The organism is Variovorax sp. PBL-H6 (assembly GCF_901827155.1).
Classification (GTDB): Bacteria; Pseudomonadota; Gammaproteobacteria; order Burkholderiales; family Burkholderiaceae_C; genus Variovorax.
Genome location: NZ_LR594659.1, coordinates 2,303,408 through 2,324,797, shown reverse-complemented (window position 1 = coordinate 2,324,797; position 21,390 = coordinate 2,303,408). Strand labels below are relative to the sequence as shown.

The following is a 21,390-nucleotide window of genomic DNA, read 5'->3' as shown; positions in this document are numbered from 1 at the left end:
AGCTCAGCGAGGACACGCGGTGCCGAGCGCGGGGGCATGAGCATGAGGGCGGTCGGGCCGCTCTGGCGCGCTGCATCGGTCCTCATCGCCTTGGGCGTGCTCGCGCCGGTGCTCAGCCTGGCATGGCTGGCCTTCGGCGCCGACTTCTCGCACTGGACCCACCTCGCGCGGCACGTGCTGCCGCAGGCCGCGCTCAACACTGCGCTGCTGCTCGCCGGCGTGGGCGCGCTGGTGCTGGTGATCGGCACCGGCTGCGCCTGGCTGGTCACCGTCTGCGATTTTCCGGGCCGCCGGGTGCTGCATTGGGCGCTGCTGCTGCCGCTGGCCATGCCGACGTACATCGTCGCTTTCGCCTACCTCGACCTGCTGCATCCCATCGGTCCGGTGCAGGGTGCCATCCGCTGGGCCCTGGGCTTCGACAGCCCGCGGCAGTTCCGGCTACCGGACCTGCGCTCGATGCCGGGCGCGATCGGGGTGCTCGGCTTCGTGCTCTATCCCTATGTCTACATGACGGCGCGCGCCATGTTCATGACCCAGCCCGCCCACCTGATGGAGGCGGCCCGCACGCTCGGCGAGAGCGCGGCCGGCGCCTTCTTCCGAGTCGCGCTGCCGTTGGCGCGGCCGGCGCTCGCCGTCGGCGTGAGCCTGGCGCTGCTGGAAACGCTCAACGACATCGGCGCCTCCGAGTTCCTCGGGATTCAGACGCTGACGGTGGCGGTCTACACCACCTGGATCACGCGCTCCGACCTGGCGGGCGCTGCGCAGATCGCCTGCGCCATGCTCCTCGTGGTGGTGGGGCTGGTGCTGCTCGAGCGCCATGGGCGGCGTCATCAGCGCTTCGGCTCCGCCCAACGCATGCGCGCCATCGAGCCGCGCCGCTTGCGAGGCGCCGCGGCCTGGCTCGCCTGCATCGCTGCGGCGCTGCCGGTGGCGATCGGCTTCGTCGCGCCGGCGGTCTACCTGCTCTGGGAAACGGCCAAGCGGCTGCGCCTGGGCGGCGGCATCTCCGAGGGCCTGCTCAACAGCCTTGGCAACACGCTGGCCCTGGCGGCGGGCGTGACGGTGACCACCGTGGCCGCGGGACTGATCGTGGCCTGGGCGGTGCGCAGCCAGGGCTCGACGGTCAACCGCGCACGCTGGCAGGCGCGCGCTGCCACGCTGGGCTATGCGCTGCCCGGCACGGTGCTGGCCATCGGCCTGCTGACGCCGGCGCTGGGCCTCGACGCCTTGCTCGGCACGCTGCTGGGCCGCGACGGCCTGCCGCTGATGAGCGCCGGCATCGTGCTGGTGGTGGCGTGCGCGATCCGCTTCCTGGCGATGCCCGTGGGCGGCATCGAGGCCGGGCTCGCGCGCATCCCGCCCGCGCTCGAGCAGGCCTCGCGGCTGCTCGGCGAAAGCCCGGCCGGCACGCTGCGCCGCGTGCACTTGCCGCTCTTGCGGCCGGCGATCGCGGCCGGTGCGCTGCTGGTCTTCGTCGATGCGATGAAGGAGCTGCCTGCCACCCTGCTGCTGCGGCCCGCGAACTTCGACACGCTGGCGACCTGGCTCTACGCCGAAGCCGCGCGGGGCACCTACGAGGAAGGCGCGATCGCCGCCCTCGCGATCGTGGCCGCGGGGCTGCTGCCGGTGGCGCTGCTGGCGCGCAACGGGCTGCGCGAGCGCGGCGATGGGTTATCGGCATGAGCGCAGCGCTGCAGCTCGACGACGTGCGGCTCGCCTACGAAGGCGCGCAAGGCCTGCACACCGTGGTCGACGGCTTCTCGCTCTCGCTCGATGCCGGCCGTATCGGCTGCCTGCTCGGCCCTTCGGGCTGCGGCAAGACCACCGTGCTGCGCGCCGTCGCGGGCTTCGAGCCCGTGCGCGCGGGCAGCATTCGCCTGGGCGAACGGCTGCTGTCTTCCGCCAACGTCCATCTCCCGCCCGAGGAGCGCCGGGTCGGCATGATGTTCCAGGAGTACGCGCTGTTCCCGCACCTGACGGCGGCGCAGAACGTGGGCTTCGGCCTGCGGCGTCGGCCGCAGGCGGAGCAGCGTGCACGCGTGGCCGAGATGCTTGCGCTGGTGGGCCTGGCCGAGTCCGGCGGGCGCTATCCGCACGAGCTCTCCGGCGGGCAGCAGCAGCGCATTGCGCTCGCCCGCGCGCTCGCGCCCTCGCCCGCGCTGCTGCTGCTCGACGAACCTTTCTCCAACCTCGATGCGACGACGCGAGAACGCCTCACCGTCGAAGTGCGCGAGATCCTCAAGGCCGCCGGGCAGACCGCTGTCCTGGTCACGCACAACGAAGCCGAGGCGCAGGCCATGGCCGATCACGTCGGCCTGATGCACAACGGCCGACTCACGCGTTGGACGGCATAACACAACGCCCCCATCTGGCGATGCGCTTTTCTGGATGGAATTCGGCTCCGCGATCCACCTGCTGGCACTCGCCGGCCGCAACTGACACGACAACCACGACAATCCGGAGCCACGACAACTCTCCACATCCACAACATGCGACTCCTACACACCATGCTGCGCGTCGGCGACCTGCAGCGCTCGATCGACTTCTACACCCGCGTGCTCGGCATGCAGCTGCTGCGCACCTCCGAGAACCCCGAATACAAGTACAGCCTGGCCTTCGTCGGGTATGAGGGCAATCCGGCACAGGCCGAGATCGAGCTGACCTACAACTGGGGCACCGACAAGTACGAGATGGGCACGGCCTATGGCCACATCGCGCTGGGCGTGCCCGATGCCTATGCGGCCTGCGACAAGATCAGGGCCGCGGGCGGCAACGTCACGCGCGAGCCCGGGCCGGTGAAGGGCGGCAGCACGGTGATCGCGTTCGTGACGGACCCGGATGGCTACAAGATCGAGCTCATCCAGCGCACCGACGAGGCTGGCGGCGCAGGGCTGCGCTGAGGCGCTCCCCCTCTTCTGTCAACAGCCCAGCAGATCCGCCAGCGCCCCGATGTCGCGCGCATGCAGCGTGTTGTCCGCGCGCGGCGAAACGTCCTTGGGCCGATCGGGCCCGAACTCCATCGGCCGCTCGATGTAGCCGGTGCGCAGCCCGCAGCCCCGCGCTGCAGCCAGGTCGTCGTGATGCGCGGCCGCCAGCATGACCTGGCTGGGCGTCACATCGAAGACCGCTGCAACGCCGAGGTAGGTGCGCGGGTCCGGCTTGTAGGCCTTGAAGACCTCGGCCGACAGCACGCAGTCCCAGGGCAGGCCGGCGTTCTTGGCCATTTCGGTCAAGAGGCCGATGTTGCCGTTGGAGAGCGTGCAGATGATGTACTTTCGCTTGAGCCGCGCGAGCCCCTCCACTGCATCGGGCCAGGCCGGCAACCGGTGCCAGGCCTTGTTGAGCTCGCGCTTGCGGGCCGCGTCGACCTGCTCGATGCCGAAGTCGCGCAGCACGCCTTCAAGGATGCCCATGTGCAGCTCGTCGAGCAGCGTGAAGCCGCCCTCGCTTGCCGCCACGCGCTCCATCACGCTCTTCATTGCCGGCTGGTAGCCGGCGCGCCAGGCCAGCGCAAAGGCGCCGCCCTCGATGCCGGGCAGCAGGCGCTCGGCCTCGGCGGCAATGCCGCTGCACCAGTCGACGACGGTCCCGAAGACGTCGAAGGCGATGACCTTGAGATCGCCCTTATCGAAGTCGCCGTTCATCGTGCGAGTTGACTGGCCTCGCGTGCCAGCGCCTCGATGCGATCCCAGTCGCCGGCGGCAATGGCATCGGTGGGCACGATCCACGACCCACCCACGCACGCCACGTTGGCGAGCGACAGGAACTCGTTCGCATTGGCCGCGGTGACACCGCCCGTGGGACAGAACTTCACCTCGGAGAAGGGACCTTGCCAGGCCTTGAGCATGGCGATTCCTCCCGCCTGCACGGCCGGGAAGAACTTGACCTCGGTGAAGCCATCCTCTTCGGCCAGCATGATCTCGCTGCCGGTCGCCACGCCGGGCAGCAGCGGCAGCCCGAGGTCGTGGCAGGCCTTGCCGACGGCGCGCGTGTAGCCGGGGCTCACGCCGAACCTCGCGCCGGCCAACGCCGAAGCCTGGGCATCGGCCGCGCTGCGGATGGTGCCGGCCCCTGGCACCGCCTCGGGCACCTCCTTGGCGATGATCTCGATGCATTCGAGGGCCTCGCGCGTGCGCAATGTCACCTCGAGCATGCGGATGCCGCCGGCCACCAGCGCACGCGCCAGCGGCACCGCATCCTTGACGTCGTGCAGCACGATCACCGGAATGACGGGCGCATCGCGCATCACCTCGATGGCGGTGAGCGTCTTCGTTTCTACAGCCATGTGCAGGCTCCTTCTTCGGCGGTCAAGGCATTGCGGCGCATCCCGGCGAACAGATCGCGGCCGAGGCCATGGCCGTTCTCGGTGCGCAAGGAGTCCGGCATGGTTGCAGTTTCTCTCTCGGCCCATTCGTCGGCCGGCACCAGCACGGTGAGCGTGCCGGCCACGGCATCGAGGCGGACCAGGTCGCCATCGCGCACCTTGGCGAGCGGGCCGCCCGCGGCAGCTTCCGGCGAGACGTGGATCGCCGCCGGCACCTTGCCGGAGGCGCCGCTCATGCGCCCGTCGGTCACCAGCGCCACGCGGAAGCCCTTGCCCTGCAGCACCGACAAAGGCGGCGTGAGCTTGTGCAGCTCGGGCATTCCGTTGGCCTGCGGTCCCTGCCAGCGCACGACACACACGACGTCGCGCTCCAGCTCGCCGGCACTGAAGGCCTGCTGCAGCGCGGCTTGCGAATCGAAGACGCGCGCCGGCGCCTCGATCACATGCCGGTCGTCCGGCACGGAGGACACCTTGATCACACTGCGGCCAAGATTGCCGGTCAGCAGCTTCAACCCGCCGGTCGGATTGAAAGGCGCCGAGGCCGGGCGCGCCACAGCCTCGTTCTTCGACGGCGCAGCAGGATGCCACTTCAGCGCGTGCTCCTCGGAGGGTGCACTGGCCAGGCTCGGGATGCTGGCGTACTCGCGCAGGCCGCCGGGGCGCACCGTGAGCACGTCGTCATGCATCAGGCCCGCATCGAGCAGCTCGCCGATCACGAAGCCCGGGCCGCCCGCGGCCTGGAACTCGTTCACGTCGGCGCTGCCGTTGGGATAGACACGCGTGAGCAGCGGCACGACTTCCGACAGCTCGGAGAAATCGTTCCAGTCGATCAGGATGCCGGCCGCGCGCGCGACCGCGACCCAGTGGATGAGGTGGTTGGTCGAGCCGCCGGTGGCGAGCAGCGCGGCCATGGCGTTGACGATGCAGCGCTCATCCACCAGTTCGCCGATCGGCGGCACCGCATAGGCGTTTTCTGCCGCACGCCCCAGCACCGTTCGCACCGCCTCGCGCGTGAGCGCCTCTCGCGTGGCATCGCCGGGCTGGATGAACGCGGCACCCGGCACGTGCAGGCCCATGGCTTCCATGAGCATCTGGTTGCTGTTCGCGGTGCCGTAGAAGGTGCAGGTGCCCTGGGTGTGGTAGGCCTGCATTTCCGCTTCGAGCAGGCCCTTGCGGTCGACCAGGCCCTGCGCTGCCTGCTCGCGCACCTTGGCCTTGGCGCTGTTCGACAAGCCCGAGGGCATGGGGCCGCCGGGCACGAACACCGTGGGCAGGTGCCCGAAGTGCAGTGCGCCGATGAGCAGCCCCGGCACGATCTTGTCGCAGATGCCGAGCAGCAGCGCCGCGTCGAACATGTCGTGCGTCAGCGCCACGGCCGTCCCCATCGCGATCACGTCGCGGCTGAACAGGCTCAGCTCCATGCCCGGCGTGCCCTGCGTGACGCCATCGCACATCGCAGGCACGCCACCCGCCACCTGCGCGGTGGCGCCGAGGCGCCGCGCCTCGTGCTTGAGGATGTCGGGGTAGTCCTTGTACGGCGCATGGGCCGAGAGCATGTCGTTGTAGGCGGTGACGATGCCGATGTTGGGTGCACGCTCGGCCACCACTTTGAGCTTGTCGGACGCCGAAAAGCTGGCCACCGCGTGCGCCACGTTGGCGCAGCCCAGGCGGTCGGAGCCGCGGTCGCGCTGGCGGATCTCGGTCAATCGCTGGAGATAGGCGCTTCTCGGGTCACGGCTGCGCGCACGGATGCGCTCGGTGACATCGCGGACGGTGGGATGTGGAGTCATGGGGTATGTCGCTCTGCCAGGATCTGCCGGGGGCCGCAGCGGACGAGCGGCCCGGAGGGCGATGGTAACAAGCCCGATTGAAAAGGCCCCGGAGCGCCGGGCTTATATCTGCGTCGCGAAGTCGCCTTCAGTCGACCAGCTTGACTTCGACGCGGCGGGCCTGCGCATCGCTGCCGGAGCCGGCGGTCACGGCCGGCTGCCGCAGGTCGATCTTCGCGGCCGACACGCCCAGCCCGGCGAGCACATCGCGCACCGTCTCGGCGCGCTTGCGGGCCAGTTGCTCGTTGAGGGCCGGGTCGCCGGTCGTGTCGTGAAAACCCGAGACCACCGCCCTGCGGCCGCTTTCCACGCCCTTGATCACCACGGCGAGCGCCTCGGCCGCGTGCGGCGCCAGGTCGGCGCTCGAGGTGGCGAAATAGAAGTTCACCGTGTCGCCCACGACGCGGATGCTGGCGCCGTCGGGGATCACCACCGACACGGTCTCGGTCACGACGGCCACGGTTGTCGCGGGCGCGGCGGCCATGGCCGTGGCGGGGCGCGCCTTGTGGTTGTGGCTGTAGAGCACGATGCCGATCACGAACATGATCACCAGGGCGATCAGCCCCAGCACGAGTGCAAGAATGAAATTCTGCTGGCTGTCGTCGTCGGCGACTGCTGACATCGGTCGATCTCCGTAGCTGAGGGGCCGGTAAATAATGGTGCGGTGAACCATGACGGCGAAATTCTAGGCGCGACTGCCTCGCAGCCCGCAGGCCATCCCGGTCCGCCCGGGCTCGATCCGATGCCCAAGCCCTTGCGCGACCCGAAACCGATGCTCGATCGCGTGATCGAGGAATGGGGCGGTCACGAGGATCTCTGGGTGTTCGGCTATGGCTCGCTGATCTGGCGCCCGGAGTTCGGCTTCATCGAGCGCCGCCCCGCGCGGGTGCACGGCTGGCATCGCGCGCTCAAGATGTGGAGCCGCGTCAATCGCGGTACGGTGGAGAACCCCGGCCTGGTGTTCGGCCTGCTCTCGGGCGGCAGTTGCCGCGGCATGGTGTTTCGGGTGCCAGCGGCCGACGGCCTGGAGACGCTGGGCAGGCTGTGGCTGCGCGAGATGCCGACCGGGGTCTACGACCCCAAATGGCTCGACTGCACCACCGCGCACGGCTCGGTACGGGCGCTGGCCTTCACCCTGTCGCGGCGCAGCCCCAACTTCACCGGAATCCTGGACGACGAGCGCTACCGGCACATCTTCGCCAACGCGGTCGGCCGCTACGGCAGCTCGCTGGACTACGCGCAGCAAACCTTGCTGGAGCTGAGACGCCACGCGATCCACGACGCGGCGCTGGCCCGCCTGGTCAAGCTGGCGCAAGCCACCGCAGCAGCACACCAGGAGACGGCGCCACCCGATTGCGGCGGGCTGGCGGCTCCGGTATACCCTGCGGCATCTTCATCCGATTCTTCAACCAAGGAGTAGTCATGTTCCCTCGCCTCATCGTCCCCGCCCTTGCCATCGCAACGGCAGCGAGCCTGCTGGCGGGCTGCGGCACGCTGGGAGGGAAGGCAAGCGCCGTCGCCAGCCTGGCGCCCACCGGAGCGATTTCGCCCAACCCGACAGCGGGCAACGTCACGTTCACCGCGCTGGATCACGGTGTGCGCGTGGTGGGCGAAGTGCGCGGCTTCGCGCCGGGCACGGAGCACGGCTTCCACATCCATGAAAAGGGCGACTGCGGCGACAACGGCAACGCGTCCGGCGGCCACTTCAATCCTGCAGGCGGCACGCACGGCAAGTTCGGCGGGCCGGGCAGCCATGCCGGCGAGTTGCCCAGCCTCGTCGCCGATGCCAGCGGCACTGCGCGCTTCAGCGTCGACGTGCACTCGATCTCGCTGACGGAAGGCGCCGTCAACAACGTGGTCGGCCGTGCGCTGGTCGTGCACCGCGACCGCGACGACTTCACGTCGCAGCCAGCCGGCAATTCGGGGCCGCGCATCGCCTGCGCGCTGATCACGCGGCGCTGAGTCGAGCGCGCGAAGCGAGCTCAGGCGCGCCGCGACAGCAGCAGCGCCTCCGCCCGCGCGAGGTCCGCCAACGTATCGATGTCCGTCACGACGCCCGGATCGTCGACCTCGACTTCTCCCACGGCATTCGCCGCGCGCAAGCCGCGCAGCACTGAAACCGCACCTGATGGCCCCGCCAACGCCATGAGGGCCGCGCCGTTCGATGCCGCGAAGCCCACCGGATGACCGCGCGTACCCGCATGCACGGGCTGCACCGCCCGCCATTGCGGCAAGGCTTCGGCGATGCGCCGCAAGGTCGCGGGCTGCACCAGCGGAAGGTCTGCCGGCAGGATCAGCCAACCGGCCGCGTCCGCCGTCGCGCGAACCGCCGCCGCGATCGAATCGCCCATGCCCGGATGGCCGGCATCTTCGAGGTGCCATGGCAGCCCGCTCTCGCGCACCGCGGCGAGCGTGTGCTCCAGCACGGGCCGTCCGCCGAGCAAGGCAGACAGCTTGTGCGCAGTGCCGCCGGAGGCGAGAAAGCGCTCTCCGCGGCCGGAGGCAAGGACGATCACCATGGGAGGACGCAATTCCATCAGCGCAGTATCCACGGCCTGGCATGCGCAACAATCCGCCTCATGAGTTTTCCCAACGACACCCTCGCCGCGCTGCGCAAGAGCTACGAGCGCGCTGAACTGGACGAGGCGAGCAGCGCGCCCGACCCGCTCCTGCAGTTCGAGCGCTGGCTCGCCGAGGCCATCGATGCACAGTTGCCCGAGCCCAACGCGATGACCCTGGCCACGGTCGGCAGCGACCTGCGCCCTTCGACCCGCATCGTGCTGATCAAGGGCTACGACGCGCGCGGCATCGTCTGGTACACCAACTACAACAGCCGCAAGGGCCAGGAGCTCGCGGGCAATCCATGGGCCGCGCTGCAGTTCCATTGGGTCGAGCTGGAGCGGGTCGTGCGCATCGAAGGCCGGGTCGGCAAGGTCGATGAGACCGAGAGCGACGCCTACTTCGACAGCCGCCCGCTCGACTCGCGCATCGGCGCCTGGGCCAGCCCGCAGAGCGAGGTGATCAGCGGGCGGGACGTGCTGGTGAAGAACGCAGCCCTGCAGGCCGCGCGGCACATGCTCTCCCCGCCACGGCCGCCGCACTGGGGCGGTTACCGGCTGGTCCCCGACTACTGGGAGTTCTGGCAGGGCCGCAAGAGCCGGCTGCACGACCGCCTGCGCTATCGGCGCGAGGACGGCGAGTGGGTGCGCGAGCGGCTGGCGCCATGACGGGCTACAACCTAGTCAGATAACTAGTCAGATAACTAGTCAGATGGCACTTCAACCTGACCTTGCCGAACCCATTCAAGAGTCCACACGCAGCGGGCTAAAGCCACCCCGCCAGCGCCATCACCACCGACAGCGTGACCAGCGCCAGCGCGGTCGACACCGCGACGCTCGCCGTCACCAGGTCCTCCGCCGTTCTGTAGCGCTGTGAAAAGAGGAACACGTTGGCGCCGATCGGCAGCGCAGCGGCCACCACCATCACCTGCAGCGGCAGCCCGCGCAATCCCAGCAGCCAGCCCAGCAGCGCGACCAGCGCGGGGTGCGCGAGGTTCTTGATCAAGGCTTGCGACAGCGCCGCGCGCCATTGGTGGCCGATGGGCGTGGACGCCAGCGTGATGCCCACCATCACCAGCGCGATCGGCCCAAAGGCCTGGCCCAGCCACGCAATGGGCTTGTCGACCGACTCGGGCAGCGTCAAGCCGGTCTGCGCGAACAGCAGCCCGACGATGATCGGCAGCGGCACCGGGTGAATGATGGCGCTATAGAAGGCACGGCCGAGCGTGCGCAGGATCGGTGTCCGCTCGCCGCCGGTCTGGCGCGCCTGCTCGCGCGCCACTGCGAGCTCCAGCACGAGGGTCGCGCTGGTCAGGAGCACCAGCGAATGCAGCGAGATCAGCGTCAGCAGCACCACCATCCCCTCGGAACCGAAGGCCAGGCCCACCAGCGGGATGCCGATCATCACGGTGTTGCTGAAGGTATTGGCCAGCGCGATCACGGCCGCGGTGCGGTTGAAGCCGCGCACCATGAGCGTCGCCGCGAAGATCAGGCCGGCTGCGAGGAAGTAGGCCGCCACCGGTCCCAGCCTCAGTTGTTCGACGTGCACCGTGCTCATGGTGCGAAAGAGCAGCGCGGGCGCGAGCAGCAGGAAGATCAGGTTGGAGAGGTCGCGCACCGCGCCGCCTGTCACCCAGCCCCGCCGCCCTGCAATGAAACCAGCGCCGATGAGCAGGACCACGGGGACGAGCGACGAAAGGACCGATGAATTCACCGCGCGGAGCATACAGGCGCTGCGATGCGCAACGCCCGCGCCTCTGCACGTTCCTGCACCCCTGACTATGATGGCCCGCTCCTCTCCCTCTCCCTCTCCCAGGACCCATCATGAGCATCCCCACCACGCGCCTCGGCCGCACCGGCCTGACTGTCTCGCGCCTCGCGCTCGGCACCATGACCTTCGGCTTGCAGACCGACGAGGCGGTCTCGTTCAGCATCCTCGACAGGGCCACGGAGGCCGGCATCAATTTCCTCGACACCGCGGACGTCTATCCGCTCGGTGGCACCGTCGAGAGCACCGGCCGCACCGAGGAGATCATCGGGCGCTGGCTGCAATCGAAGGGCCCGGGCGCGCGCAGGCGCTTCGTCATCGCGACGAAGGCGGTCGGCAAGGTCGGCCCGAACCCCTGGGACCAGGGCGCTTCGCGCAAGCACCTGCTCGATGCCATCGATGAGTCGCTCGCGCGCCTGCAGACCGACCACGTCGACCTCTACCAACTGCACAGCGACGACCGCACGACGCCGCTCGACGAAAGCCTGGAAGCACTCGACACCATCGTCCGCTCGGGCCGCGCTCGCTATGTGGGCGTCTCGAATTTCCTGGCCTACCGGCTCGCGCGCGCCATCGGCGTGTCGGAGCTGCACAAGTTGACGCGGATCGTGTGCGTGCAGCCGCGTTACAGCCTGCTCTTCCGCGAGATCGAGCGGGAGCTGTTGCCGCTGGCTGGCGAGGAAGGCCTGGGCGTGATCCCCTACAACCCGCTCGCGGGAGGGCTGCTCACGGGCAAGTACAAGGCCGGTGCCCAGCCGGAAGACAACACGCGGTTCAAGCTCGGCACGGCCGGCTCGATGTACCAGGACCGCTACTGGAACGAGCGCAGCTTCGCGACCATCTCGCAGCTGCACGCACTGGCCGGGGAGGCCGGCGTACCGCTCGCGACGCTCGCGGTGGCGTGGGTCATGGCCAACCCGCTGATCACCGCGCCGCTGCTGGGCGCGAGCCGGCCCGAGCAGCTGGATGCGACCATCGCGGCAGCCACTTACACGCTCGACCCCGCACTCAAGCAGCGGCTCGACGAGCTGACCGCCGAGTACCGCAAGGGCGACGCGCCGCGCTGAAGAAGCGCGCAGCGCGCGAGTGATATTCAGGGTTCACCCTAGCTACCAATGTTGGTAGTTGTGGGTGGCGATGCCTGCCTGCCTAATCTGCCCGGAACGCCACGGAACCGAGCCACTGGCCACTTCGATGGCCGCCGGGCACCCGTGTCCCCATGGCCAGATTCACACAGGAGCTTGCCAATGCACAAGGGAGATACGAACGTCCATGGGCCAAGAGCACGGCCCATGCCGACTGGACTGCCGGCGCGGCCAATTGCCGGCGACCGGACGAGCGTGATGAAGTTCGACGGTTCCTCCTTCGAGACTCGGGAACGCTTCGGCCCGGTGTGCCAGTGGCTGCGGCGGCGCCTTGACCAAGGCGGACCACGCCACCGCATCGTCTGCGTGGTCAGCGCGCCCTCAGGGCTGACCGAACAGTTCCGCGACACACTGCTCGCGCTGAACCAGACCCCAAGCGACCGGCTGATCGATGCCGGTCTGCCGCTGGCCGACAGCCTGGGCGCGGTGCTGTTCGCGGCGGCGCTCCAGGCCCATGGCATCAGTGCCACGGTGGCGATGGGCCCCCAGATCGGCCTGCGCACCGACACCAATTACACCCGCGCGCGGCTGCAGGGCATCAACCTCGCGGCACTGCGCCGCGAACTGGTGCAACATCAGTTGGTGGTGGTGCCGGGCGGGCAAGGCTCGGCCACACGAGGCGGCCAGACGACCTGGTTGGGCCGGAACAGTGCCGACCTCTCGGCGATCGCGCTTGCCGCCGCGCTCGGCGAGGAGGAGCTGGAGGTCTATTCCGACATGCCGGGTTTGTTCAGCTGCGACCCGGACATCGTCGCCAACGCGATGCTGATTCCGCGAGTGCCGTATGCGCAGGCGATCCAGATGTGGACTTCGGGTGCAAAGGCGCCGCACCAGCGCGCCCTCGAACATGCACTTCAGAACCGGCTGCGAATCGTGTTCCGGCGCAACCATGGCAACTTCGAGCCCGGCACTGTCCTGGTGGCCGACGCCGCGTTCCATTCCGCCATCGTGCCCGACGCACGTTCGCAGACTTTTGAAGCCGACATCAGCACCGCCGAGGACGCCGCGCGGCAACTAGCCGGCGTCGATGTACCGCATGTGCTGATGCCCGGCACGAAGGAAGGCATGCGGCGCCTGGTCGTCACCTCCGGCTTCTTCGATGCCTGGCACTTCCTTGCCATCGAGCGCCGGTTGCCTGTGGTCAGGCAGGACACGCTGCTGCTGACACGCGTGCGGCTCGACGGTGGCGTCAAACGCGAGCTGGTCGCGCCGTCGGCGCTGGCTGGCCGGGCCCGCGAGCTGCATGACATCCATTGCGAGCCGGGCTTGACGCCAACGCGAGCGCCGGCGCAAACACCGGCGCCCCCGTCGGCCGCACAGTTGCTGAACGCGCGGCTGGCCGTCCTGGCCCACGCGCAAGTTGCCAGCCATGCTTGAGTCGCGGCGCTCGCATGCCGCCGCGCTGAAGCAACGCGGCGCTCCTGCAATGCCTGGTCAGAAGCTGGCCCGCAGCCCCACCTTCAGGCTGCGCCCCGGCAGCGGTGCGTCGGGGAACGCCGTGGTGGTGAGGATCGACGTCGCGCTGTAGGCCAGCTTGTTCGTCAGGTTGTCGATGCGTGCATACCAGGTGAGGCTGGCGCGCTGCACCTTCATGCGATAGGTCACGGCCGCGTTCCACAGCGTGAAGGCCTCGGTCGGCCGGGCACCCATGCTCGGCACCCGACGCTGGGCCGCGTAGTGGTCGAAGCCCAGCCGCGCGGTCCAGGGGCCGTTGCCATAGGTCAGCGTCGCGCCCGCGCGCGCCGGCGAGATGCGGGGAAGCGGCTCGCCGGTGTCGGTGTTCCTTGCGCGCACGAGGTCGCCACGCCACTGCAGGTCCAGGGTGGAACCATCGGCAGGCTGGGCGAAGCCGTCGGTGCCCAGCAGCCGCAGGTTGCCGCTGGCCTCGAGGCCGCTGAAGCGGGCGCGCACGCCCCGGTAGACGAACTCGTCCACCACGTCGGGGAACAAGAGGCCTTGATCGGTCTCCAGCGGGCCCGGGTTGAGGTTGCCTTCGTCATCGCGCACATTGCCCGACGCCTGCAACCCGATGTAGTTGCGGAAGCGCGTCACGTAGGCGTTGACGCGCGCGTTGTTGGCGCCGGACTTCCACTGCGCGCCGAGATCGAAGCCCACCGACTTCTCCTTTTGCAGGCCGGAGTTGCCCACCTCCCAGGCCGCGGTCGCGACGTGCGGCCCGTTGGCGAAGAGCTCGTAATCCTTGGGCGCACGCTCCGTGTAGGCCAGGTTCGAGGTCAGCTGCCACTGCGGCGCCAGGTCGACGAGCGCCCCGAGCGCCGCGCTGTTCGGGTGAAAGTCGCGCTCGCCGACCGCGAAGCGCGTGACATCCGGATCGGGCGAACCCATCGAGCGCACCTTTACCTGCTCGGTGCGCGCGCCGAAGCTCATGCGGCCCCACGAGGTGCCCAGCTCCTCGTGCAGGAACAGCGCGTTCGAGCGCGTGCGGCTGTGCGGCGCGAAGGCCTCGGCGCCGTCCGCCGAGAAGCGGTTGGTCTCGCTGGTGAAGCCGATCAGTCCTTCCACGCCGCCAATCATGCGGTGCCGTGCCTCGATCCGCACGTCGTTGCTCTTGTTGGCGAAAACGGTGCCGGGCTCCAAGCCTTCGAACTCGGTGTGGCGGTAGTCGGTGTGGCTGAGCTTGCCGTGGATGCTGGTGAAGAACCCGCCCGGCCGCCATTCGCCTTCGAGCGCATAGCGATCGGACTTCATGTCGATGGTGACGTCGTCCTCCGCGACGGTGCCGTAGTTGCTGCGGTAGGTGCTGGCCGAGGCGCCGATCCAGCCCTCGCCGAGGAACAGCGTGCCGCCGATGGCGCCGCCGTCCGCATGGATGGCGGAGTTGCAGATCTTGCGTGCGAGGCCGGGTCGGCGTGGGCTCTCGCAGCCCAGTTCGATGGGCACCCTGGTGTCGTCCGCATCGCGGCTGAAGGCATCCACATGCAGCGCGTAGCGGTCGGTGCCGCCTTCGAGCACGACGCCGCCGCTCTTCTCGCGGCTGCCCGTGGCGTAACCCGCATCGGCGCGGCCGCCGAAACCGTCGAGCGGTTCGGTGGGGATGCGGTTGTCGATCACGTTGACCACGCCGCCGACCGCGCTGCCGCCGTACTGCAGGGCCGAGGGGCCGCGCAGCACTTCGATGCGCTCGGTCACCAGCGCATCGACCGGCACCGCGTGGTCGTAGCTCAGCGAGGAGGCGTCGGGCGCCGAGGCACCGTTCTGCAAGATGCGGATGCGGTCGCCGTCCTGGCCGCGGATCGTGGGCCGGCTCGCGTTCGGCCCGAAGTAGGTGCTGCCGACCCCTGGCAGGTTGTTCAGCGTCTCGCCCAGCGTGGGCTGGGCGCGCAGCAGCAACTGATCGCCCGATAGCGAGCTGGTGGGCGCGATCGGATCGCTGGTGCCCAGCGGGTTGCCGGTGACCGTGACCTCGGGCAGCGCGGCGCTACCCGGTGCGGCGGCGGTGTCGGCTTGCGCCCAGGCGGCGCAGGGCACGAAGAAAAGAATGGCAACGCCGACGGCGCTGCGCATGAAAGGGGAAGACATGTTGTGGAAGCTCGTTGAATCGATAGAGAGCCGGCCGCGGCTCGCAAGCGAGCGCAGCAGCCGGCCGGAAAGGCGGATTCAGCGAGCAGAAGGCGGGCCGCGCGCGTCGAACAGCGCGACCCAACGGGCGAGTACTTCGCCTTCGAGGTAGAGGAAGACGGCTGCCGGCAGCAGGACCGGCAGCACCACGGCGGGGACGCCGAAGGCGGCCGGGCCATGCGACAGTTGATCGTAGAGCCGGCACTCGGCGTCGCTGTGCGTGCCGAAGAGCGCCGAAAGCCCATGGGCGCCATTGCCCGTTGTCCGCTCCTCCACTGCGGCCCCGGCGACTGCCGGCGCAGGGGAGCTTCCAAGGCCATGGAGGGTCCGGTGCATCAGCCCCAGCGTGGTCGCGAACCACAGCGCGAAGGCCAGCATGCACAACAGTGCGCGGGTCTGGGCGGTACGGGTCGCGAAGCGCATGGACGGCGTGGACGGGACGAAATCCGGGCTCAGGCCTTCTTGACCCTGGACGCGAAGGTCTTCTGGAACTTCTCGACCTTGGGTCCGACCACGAAAGCGCAGTAGCCCTGGTTCGGGTTGTTCAGGAAGTAATCCTGGTGGTAGGGCTCAGCCGCCGAATAGTTGGCCAGCGGCTCGACCTCGGTCACGACCGGTGCGCGATAGGTCTTGCTCGCCTCGATCTCGCGGATCACTTCTTCAGCCACCTGCTTCTGCGCCTCGTCGACGTAGTAGATGCCGCTGCGATATTGCGTGCCCACGTCGTTGCCCTGGCGGTTCAAGGTGGTCGGGTCGTGCACCACGAAGAAGATCTCGAGGATCTCGCGCAGCGTGATCTGCGCCGGATCGAAGGCCAGTTTCACAACCTCGGCATGCCCGGTTCGGCCGGTGCAGACCTGCTCGTAGCTCGGGTTGACCGTTTCGCCGTTGCTGTAGCCGGACTCGACGTCCAGCACGCCCTGCACGCGGTCGAACACCGCTTCTGTGCACCAGAAGCAGCCGCCGCCCAACACGATGGTCTCGGTGCTCGGTGATTGCGTGGACATGGATTCTCCGTGGGGTCGGTTGGCGGAACGTGCATTGTGGCGGCTTGACGGCGCGGGATGCGCTCACTACATTACTAACCCGCCAGTCATTAAGAATTCGATGCCCGCCTCCCGCTTCATCAGCGACAAGTTCTTTCCCGAACGCGCCAAGCGCGAGCGCCGAAAGGAGGCGCGTCCCGGCGAGTTGCTGGAGGCGGCGCTGGATCTCTTCGTCGACAAGGGCTTTGCCGCCACCCGCGCGGAGGAGGTGGCGGCGCGCGCCGGGGTGTCCAAGGGCACCCTCTTCCTCTATTTCCCGAGCAAGGAAGAGCTCTTCAAGGCCGTGGTGATGGAGAACCTGGCGGGCCGCTTCAAGGAGTGGAACGCCGAGTTCGAGGTCTTCGAGGGCAGCACCTGCGACATGCTTCGCTACTGCATGCGCGTCTGGTGGGAGCGCGTCGGGTCCACCAAGGCCTCGGGGCTGACCAAGCTGATGCTGAGCGAGGGCCGCAACTTTCCCGAGCTGGCCGAGTTCTACCGCCAGGAGGTGGTGCGGCCCGGGCACGCGCTCCTGCGGCGCATCATCCGCCGCGGCATCGACAGTGGCGAGTTCGCGCCGGTCGACGTGGACCACGCAATCTACGCAGTGATCGCGCCGATGATCTTCCTGATGCTGTGGAAGCACTCGGCCATGATCTGCGTCGACGGCCAGTCCGAGATCGACCCCGAAAAATACCTCGCGATCCAGGCCGAGACCGTGCTGCACGGCCTCAGCTTGCCGCCAAGGGCGGGCTTATGAAACGCGCATTGAAATGGGCCGCCGCGGCCCTTGTCCTGGCGCTTCTCGCCGCGGGCGTGCTGCGCGCACTCGAGGCGCGCCGTGTGCAGCAGGCGGCGGCCTCGGCAGGCGCACCGGTCGAGACCATCGTGCAACTGGCCTCGGCCGACGTGGTGCGCGCGGCGAAACGCGAACTGGCGCAGACGCTGGCGGTCTCGGGCACGCTCAGGGCGGTCGACTCGGCCGTGGTCAAGGCGCGCGTGGCCGGCGAACTGGTGGGCCTCACGGTACGCGAGGGCGACACCGTGAAGGCCGGCCAGGTGATCGCCCGCATCGAGCCCGCCGAATACCACTCTCGTGTGCGCCAGGCCCAGGAACAAGCCGACAGCGCCCGCGCGCAGGCCGAGGTCGCACAGCGTACCTACGACAACAACAAGGCGCTGGTGGAGCAAGGCTTCATCTCGCGCACGGCCCTCGACACCTCGCAGTCCAACCTCAACGCCGCCCGCTCGACGCACCGCGCCGCGCTCGCGGCAGTGGAGATGGCCCGCAAGTCGCTCAGCGACACCGTGCTCACGAGCCCGCTCAGCGGCCAGGTGGCGCAGCGCCTCGCGCAGAACGGCGAGCGCGTCTCGGTCGATGCGAGAGTGATCGAGGTCGTGGACCTGAGCCGCATCGAGGTCGAGGCCACGGTGTCCGCGGCCGACTCGGTCGCGGTGCGGGTGGGCCAGCGCGCGGCGCTGCAGATCGAAGGCAGCGGCGGCCTGGGCGCCGAGCACAACGTGGGCGCGAGCGTCGTGCGCGTCAACCCGAGCGCGCAGGCCGGCAGCCGCAGCCTGCTGGTCTACCTGCGGCTCGATCGCAGCGATGGCTTCCGCCAAGGCCTGTTCGCGCAGGGCACGCTGGATGTCGGCCGCTCGGAGGGGCTCGCGCTGCCGCTCTCGGCGGTGCGCATCGACAAGCCTGCGCCCTATGTGCAGATGGTGATCGAGGGCCGCATCGCGCATCGCCCGGTCAAGACCGGCGCGCGCGGCCAGGTCAGTGGGCAGACGCTGGTCACGGTGCAGGGCATCGACGACGGTGCAGTCGTGGTGGCTGGCAGCGTGGGCCCGCTGCGCGAGGGCACGGCCGTGCGCCTGGCGCCGGCCACGGCGCCCTGAGACCATGTGGTTCACGCGCGTCAGCCTGAGGAACCCCGTCTTCGCGACCATGCTGATGCTGGCGCTGGTGGTGCTGGGCATCTTCTCGTACCAGCGGCTGCAGGTCGACCAGTTCCCCAACATCGACTTCCCCGTGGTCGTGGTGATCACCGAGTATCCGGGCGCCTCTCCCGAGATCGTGGAGAGCGAGGTGACCAAGAAGGTGGAGGAAGGCGTCAACTCGATCGCGGGCATCAACGCCCTCACCTCGCGCAGCTACGAAGGCCAGTCGGTCGTGATCATCGAGTTCCAGCTTTACGTGGACGGGCGCAAGGCGGCGGACGACGTGCGCGAGAAGGTCTCGGCGGTGCGGCCCCTGTTCCGCGACGAGGTCAAGGAGCCTCGCGTGCTGCGCTTCGATCCGGCTTCGCGGCCGGTGTGGTCGGTGGCGGTGCTGCCCGATGGCGGCAAGGCCAGCCAACCAACTGCCGTCGAGCTGACCAACTGGGCCGACCAGGTCCTCAAGAAGCGCCTTGAAAACGTGCGCGGCGTCGGCTCCGTCACGCTGGTGGGTGGCACCAAGCGCGAGATCAACATCTACCTCAACCCGCAGGCCATGGAGGCTTTCGGCGTAAGCGCCCAGCAGGTGGTGGAAGCGGTGCGCAGCGAGAACCAGGCGCTGCCGGTGGGCGCGGTTCGCTCCCTGGAACAGGAGCGCGTGGTGCAGATCGATGCGCGCATGGAGCGGCCGGAGGACTTCGGCCGCATCATCCTCGCGCGCAAGGGCGGCGCGCCGATCCGCATCGACCAGGTCGCGCGGGTGAGCGACGGCGCACAGGAGATCGACAGCCTCGCCCTCTACAACGGGCAGCGCACGCTGCTGCTGTCGGTGCAGAAGGCGCAGGACGAGAACACCATCCAGGTGGTGGACGGCCTGCGCAAGGCGCTGGCGGACATCCAGCCACAGTTGCCGCCCGGCGTGAAGCTCGAGCCCATCGGCGACGCCTCGCGGCCGATCCGCGTCGCGGTCGACAACGTGCGCAAGACACTGCTCGAGGGAGCCCTGCTCACCGTCCTGATCGTCTTCCTGTTCCTCAACTCCTGGCGCTCGACCGTGATCACCGGGCTGACGTTGCCGATCGCGCTGATCGGCACCTTCTGGTTCATGGCGATGTTCGGCTTCACCATCAACATGGTGACGCTGATGGCGCTGTCGCTGTGCGTGGGTCTGCTGATCGACGACGCGATCGTGGTGCGCGAGAACATCGTGCGCCATGTGCAGATGGGCAAGGCGCCCTACCCCGCCGCACTCGACGGCACGCAGGAGATCGGGCTGGCAGTGCTGGCGACCACGCTGTCGATCGTCGCGGTATTCCTGCCGATCGGCTTCATGGAAGGCATCATCGGCAAGTTCTTCCACGAGTTCGGCATCACCATCGTGGCCGCCGTGCTGATCTCGATGTTCGTGAGCTTCACGCTCGACCCGATGCTCTCGAGCGTGTGGCACGACCCGTCCATCCACACGCATGGGCAGCATGAAGTACGCAAGGCCGGCCTCTACGACAAGACCATCGGTCGCGTCACCGGCTGGTTCGACCGCGCGACCGATCGGCTGGGCGAGGGTTACCAGTCCATCCTGCGCTGGTCGCTCGCGCACAGGCTGGCGACCATCTTCGCAGCCGTCGGCATCTTCGCCCTCAGCGTCACGATGGTCCCGCTGCTGGGCACCGAGTTCGTGCCCAAGGCCGACTATTCGGAAACCGCCGTCAACTTCTACACCCCGGTCGGCTCATCGCTCGAAGTAACGGAGGCCAAGGCCCGCCAGGTCGAAGGCATCCTGCGCGAGATGCCCGAGGTGCGCTACACGCTCGGCACCATCAACACGGGCGACGCGCAGGGCAAGATCTACGCGAGCATCTACGTGCGCCTGGTCGACCGCAAGGAGCGCAGCCGCAGCGTGGACCAGATGTCGACGGTGCTGCGCGATCGCCTGCGCAGCGTGCCCGGCATCACCGTCACCCACGTGGGCCTGCGCGACTCGGTGGGCGGCAACAAGCAGATCGAGTTCTCGCTGCAGGGGCCCGATCTGCAGGAGCTCGAGCGGCTCACGCAGCGCGTGATGGAGGCCATTCGCCCGATCCCCGGCCTGGTCGACCTCGACTCGAGCCAGAAGCCGAACAAACCGACCGTCAGCGTGGTGCTCCGGCGCGACGCCGCCTCCGACCTGGGCCTGGGCGTGGCGCCGATCGCCGCCGCGCTGCGCACGCTGGTGGCCGGCACCACGGTGGGCAACTGGCGCGCGCCCGACGACCAGACCTACGACGTCAACGTGCGCCTCGCGCCGGAGGTGCGCAACTCGCCGGCCGACCTGGCGCGGCTTCCCTTCGTCAGCACCGCCATGGGCGCCAACGCCGACGGCTCCAGCCGCGTCGTGCGCCTGCAGCAGGTGGCGGAGGTGCGCGAGACCACCGGGCCCAACCAGATCAACCGTCGCGCGCTGGCGCGCGAGGTCGGCATCAACGCCAACGTCGCCAACCGCTCGGCCGGCGAGGTCTCGGCCGACATCCGCACGGCGCTGGCGGCAATCGCCTTCCCGCCGGGCTATGGCTGGCAGTTCAGCGGTTCGACCAAGAACATGCAGGAGTCGTTCGGCTATGCGGTGTCGGCGCTGGCGCTGGCGATCATCTTCATCTACATGATCCTGGCCAGCCAGTTCAAGAGCTTCCTGCAGCCGCTGGCGCTGATGACGGCGCTGCCGCTCACGTTGATCGGCGTGGTGCTGGCGCTGATGCTCTTCGGCTCCACGCTCTCGATGTTCTCGATCATCGGCGTCGTGATGCTGATGGGCCTGGTGACCAAGAACGCAATCCTGCTGGTGGACTTTGCGATTCGCGCGCGCGAGCCCGTGGTCGCCCCCGACGGCAGCACTACCCCCGGCCTGCCGCGTGCCGAGGCCCTGCTGCTGGCGGCTCGCGTCCGGCTGCGCCCGATCCTGATGACCACGCTGGCCATGATCTTCGGCATGGTGCCGCTCGCCTTCGCGCTCAGCGAGGGCTCGGAGCAGCGCGCGCCCATGGGCCAGGCCGTGATCGGCGGCGTGATCACCTCCTCGCTGCTGACGCTGGTGGTGGTGCCGGTCGTCTATTGCTACATGGACGACCTCGCCACGTGGGCCAGGCGCATCTGGCGCGGCGAGAAGAAGCCGCCGCAGCGCATCGACCCGGATGCGACAAAGCCCGCCCCTAGAATTGAAAGTTTGTCCTGAATCGACCCCCACACACCCG

General features: G+C 68.8%; 20 protein-coding genes. 11 read left to right on the top strand and 9 right to left on the bottom strand.

Annotated elements, in window-relative coordinates; all coding sequences use genetic code 11:
* Positions 1 to 36: 36 nt before the first annotated feature.
* The 3 genes from G3W89_RS11095 to gloA all read left to right on the top strand — a co-directional run bounded on the left by G3W89_RS11095 (position 37) and on the right by gloA (position 2,900).
* Positions 37 to 1,683, top strand: a complete 1,647-nt coding sequence (locus tag G3W89_RS11095) for an ABC transporter permease (protein ID WP_162574134.1) — start codon at positions 37 to 39, stop codon at positions 1,681 to 1,683.
* Positions 1,680 to 2,354 (top strand): ABC transporter ATP-binding protein, encoded by a 675-nt coding sequence (locus G3W89_RS11090; protein ID WP_162574133.1) that lies wholly within the window; start codon positions 1,680 to 1,682, stop codon positions 2,352 to 2,354. The genes G3W89_RS11095 and G3W89_RS11090 overlap by 4 nt, the downstream gene beginning before the upstream one ends.
* 135 nt (positions 2,355 to 2,489) lie before the next feature.
* Positions 2,490 to 2,900, top strand: a complete 411-nt coding sequence (gene gloA, locus G3W89_RS11085; protein ID WP_162574132.1) for a lactoylglutathione lyase — start codon at positions 2,490 to 2,492, stop codon at positions 2,898 to 2,900.
* An 18-nt stretch (positions 2,901 to 2,918) separates the two neighbouring features.
* On the opposite strand, the gene G3W89_RS11080 is transcribed toward gloA, so the two are convergent.
* The 4 genes from G3W89_RS11080 to G3W89_RS11065 form a co-directional block, all read right to left on the bottom strand.
* On the bottom strand, positions 2,919 to 3,644 hold the full coding sequence (locus G3W89_RS11080) for a haloacid dehalogenase type II (RefSeq protein WP_162574131.1): 726 nt from the start codon (positions 3,642 to 3,644) through the stop codon (positions 2,919 to 2,921).
* Positions 3,641 to 4,285 carry a bifunctional 4-hydroxy-2-oxoglutarate aldolase/2-dehydro-3-deoxy-phosphogluconate aldolase gene (gene eda, locus G3W89_RS11075; RefSeq protein ID WP_162574130.1) on the bottom strand — a complete coding sequence of 215 codons (645 nt, stop codon included), beginning with the start codon at positions 4,283 to 4,285 and terminating at the stop codon, positions 3,641 to 3,643. The genes G3W89_RS11080 and eda overlap by 4 nt, the downstream gene beginning before the upstream one ends.
* A complete protein-coding gene (gene edd / locus G3W89_RS11070; protein WP_162574129.1) occupies positions 4,276 to 6,114 on the bottom strand; it encodes a phosphogluconate dehydratase in 1,839 nt (612 codons plus the stop codon). Before edd ends, eda begins: the two co-directional genes overlap by 10 nt.
* Positions 6,115 to 6,241: 127 nt before the next feature.
* Positions 6,242 to 6,775 carry an OmpA family protein gene (locus tag G3W89_RS11065; protein WP_162574128.1) on the bottom strand — a complete coding sequence of 178 codons (534 nt, stop codon included), beginning with the start codon at positions 6,773 to 6,775 and terminating at the stop codon, positions 6,242 to 6,244.
* Between the two features lie 120 nt (positions 6,776 to 6,895).
* Here G3W89_RS11065 and G3W89_RS11060 point away from each other — a divergent pair, with 120 nt between their 5' ends.
* Together G3W89_RS11060 and G3W89_RS11055 are read left to right on the top strand one after the other, a co-directional pair.
* Positions 6,896 to 7,573 (top strand): gamma-glutamylcyclotransferase, encoded by a 678-nt coding sequence (locus tag G3W89_RS11060; RefSeq protein ID WP_162577428.1) that lies wholly within the window; start codon positions 6,896 to 6,898, stop codon positions 7,571 to 7,573.
* A 2-nt stretch (positions 7,574 to 7,575) separates the two neighbouring features.
* Positions 7,576 to 8,115, top strand: coding sequence for a superoxide dismutase family protein (locus tag G3W89_RS11055; RefSeq protein ID WP_162574127.1), 540 nt, complete (start codon positions 7,576 to 7,578; stop codon positions 8,113 to 8,115).
* A gap of 20 nt (positions 8,116 to 8,135) precedes the next feature.
* Here G3W89_RS11055 and G3W89_RS11050 read toward each other — a convergent pair whose 3' ends face one another.
* Positions 8,136 to 8,690 (bottom strand): nucleotidyltransferase family protein, encoded by a 555-nt coding sequence (locus tag G3W89_RS11050; RefSeq protein ID WP_162574126.1) that lies wholly within the window; start codon positions 8,688 to 8,690, stop codon positions 8,136 to 8,138.
* A 42-nt stretch (positions 8,691 to 8,732) separates the two neighbouring features.
* Between G3W89_RS11050 and pdxH the strand changes: the two genes are divergently transcribed.
* A complete protein-coding gene (gene pdxH / locus G3W89_RS11045; protein ID WP_162574125.1) occupies positions 8,733 to 9,380 on the top strand; it encodes a pyridoxamine 5'-phosphate oxidase in 648 nt (215 codons plus the stop codon).
* Between the two features lie 97 nt (positions 9,381 to 9,477).
* Here pdxH and G3W89_RS11040 read toward each other — a convergent pair whose 3' ends face one another.
* On the bottom strand, positions 9,478 to 10,425 hold the full coding sequence (locus tag G3W89_RS11040) for an AEC family transporter (RefSeq protein WP_162574124.1): 948 nt from the start codon (positions 10,423 to 10,425) through the stop codon (positions 9,478 to 9,480).
* Positions 10,426 to 10,535: 110 nt separating this feature from the next.
* On the opposite strand from G3W89_RS11040, the gene G3W89_RS11035 reads away from it, so the two are divergent.
* Both G3W89_RS11035 and G3W89_RS11030 read left to right on the top strand, forming a co-directional pair.
* A complete protein-coding gene (locus G3W89_RS11035) occupies positions 10,536 to 11,546 on the top strand; it encodes an aldo/keto reductase (protein ID WP_162574123.1) in 1,011 nt (336 codons plus the stop codon).
* Positions 11,547 to 11,771: 225 nt separating this feature from the next.
* The gene (locus G3W89_RS11030; RefSeq protein ID WP_162574122.1) at positions 11,772 to 13,001 is read left to right on the top strand and encodes an amino acid kinase family protein; all 1,230 of its coding nucleotides are present in this window, start codon (positions 11,772 to 11,774) and stop codon (positions 12,999 to 13,001) included.
* Between the two features lie 57 nt (positions 13,002 to 13,058).
* Here G3W89_RS11030 and G3W89_RS11025 read toward each other — a convergent pair whose 3' ends face one another.
* The 3 genes from G3W89_RS11025 to msrA form a co-directional block, all read right to left on the bottom strand.
* Positions 13,059 to 15,164 carry a TonB-dependent receptor gene (locus tag G3W89_RS11025; protein ID WP_162574121.1) on the bottom strand — a complete coding sequence of 702 codons (2,106 nt, stop codon included), beginning with the start codon at positions 15,162 to 15,164 and terminating at the stop codon, positions 13,059 to 13,061.
* Between the two features lie 78 nt (positions 15,165 to 15,242).
* Complete coding sequence (locus tag G3W89_RS11020) at positions 15,243 to 15,626, bottom strand: hypothetical protein (protein ID WP_162574120.1); 384 nt, start codon at positions 15,624 to 15,626, stop codon at positions 15,243 to 15,245.
* 29 nt (positions 15,627 to 15,655) lie between these two features.
* Positions 15,656 to 16,210 carry a peptide-methionine (S)-S-oxide reductase MsrA gene (msrA, locus tag G3W89_RS11015; RefSeq protein ID WP_162574119.1) on the bottom strand — a complete coding sequence of 185 codons (555 nt, stop codon included), beginning with the start codon at positions 16,208 to 16,210 and terminating at the stop codon, positions 15,656 to 15,658.
* 100 nt (positions 16,211 to 16,310) lie between these two features.
* Between msrA and G3W89_RS11010 the strand changes: the two genes are divergently transcribed.
* Genes G3W89_RS11010 through G3W89_RS11000 form a run of 3 tightly spaced genes read left to right on the top strand, consistent with a single transcriptional unit; the run spans position 16,311 to position 21,371 of the window.
* Positions 16,311 to 16,988, top strand: a complete 678-nt coding sequence (locus G3W89_RS11010) for a TetR/AcrR family transcriptional regulator (protein WP_162574118.1) — start codon at positions 16,311 to 16,313, stop codon at positions 16,986 to 16,988.
* Complete coding sequence (locus tag G3W89_RS11005; RefSeq protein WP_162574117.1) at positions 16,985 to 18,127, top strand: efflux RND transporter periplasmic adaptor subunit; 1,143 nt, start codon at positions 16,985 to 16,987, stop codon at positions 18,125 to 18,127. The genes G3W89_RS11010 and G3W89_RS11005 overlap by 4 nt, the downstream gene beginning before the upstream one ends.
* A 4-nt stretch (positions 18,128 to 18,131) precedes the next feature.
* A complete protein-coding gene (locus G3W89_RS11000; protein WP_162574116.1) occupies positions 18,132 to 21,371 on the top strand; it encodes an efflux RND transporter permease subunit in 3,240 nt (1,079 codons plus the stop codon).
* Positions 21,372 to 21,390: the final 19 nt, after the last annotated feature.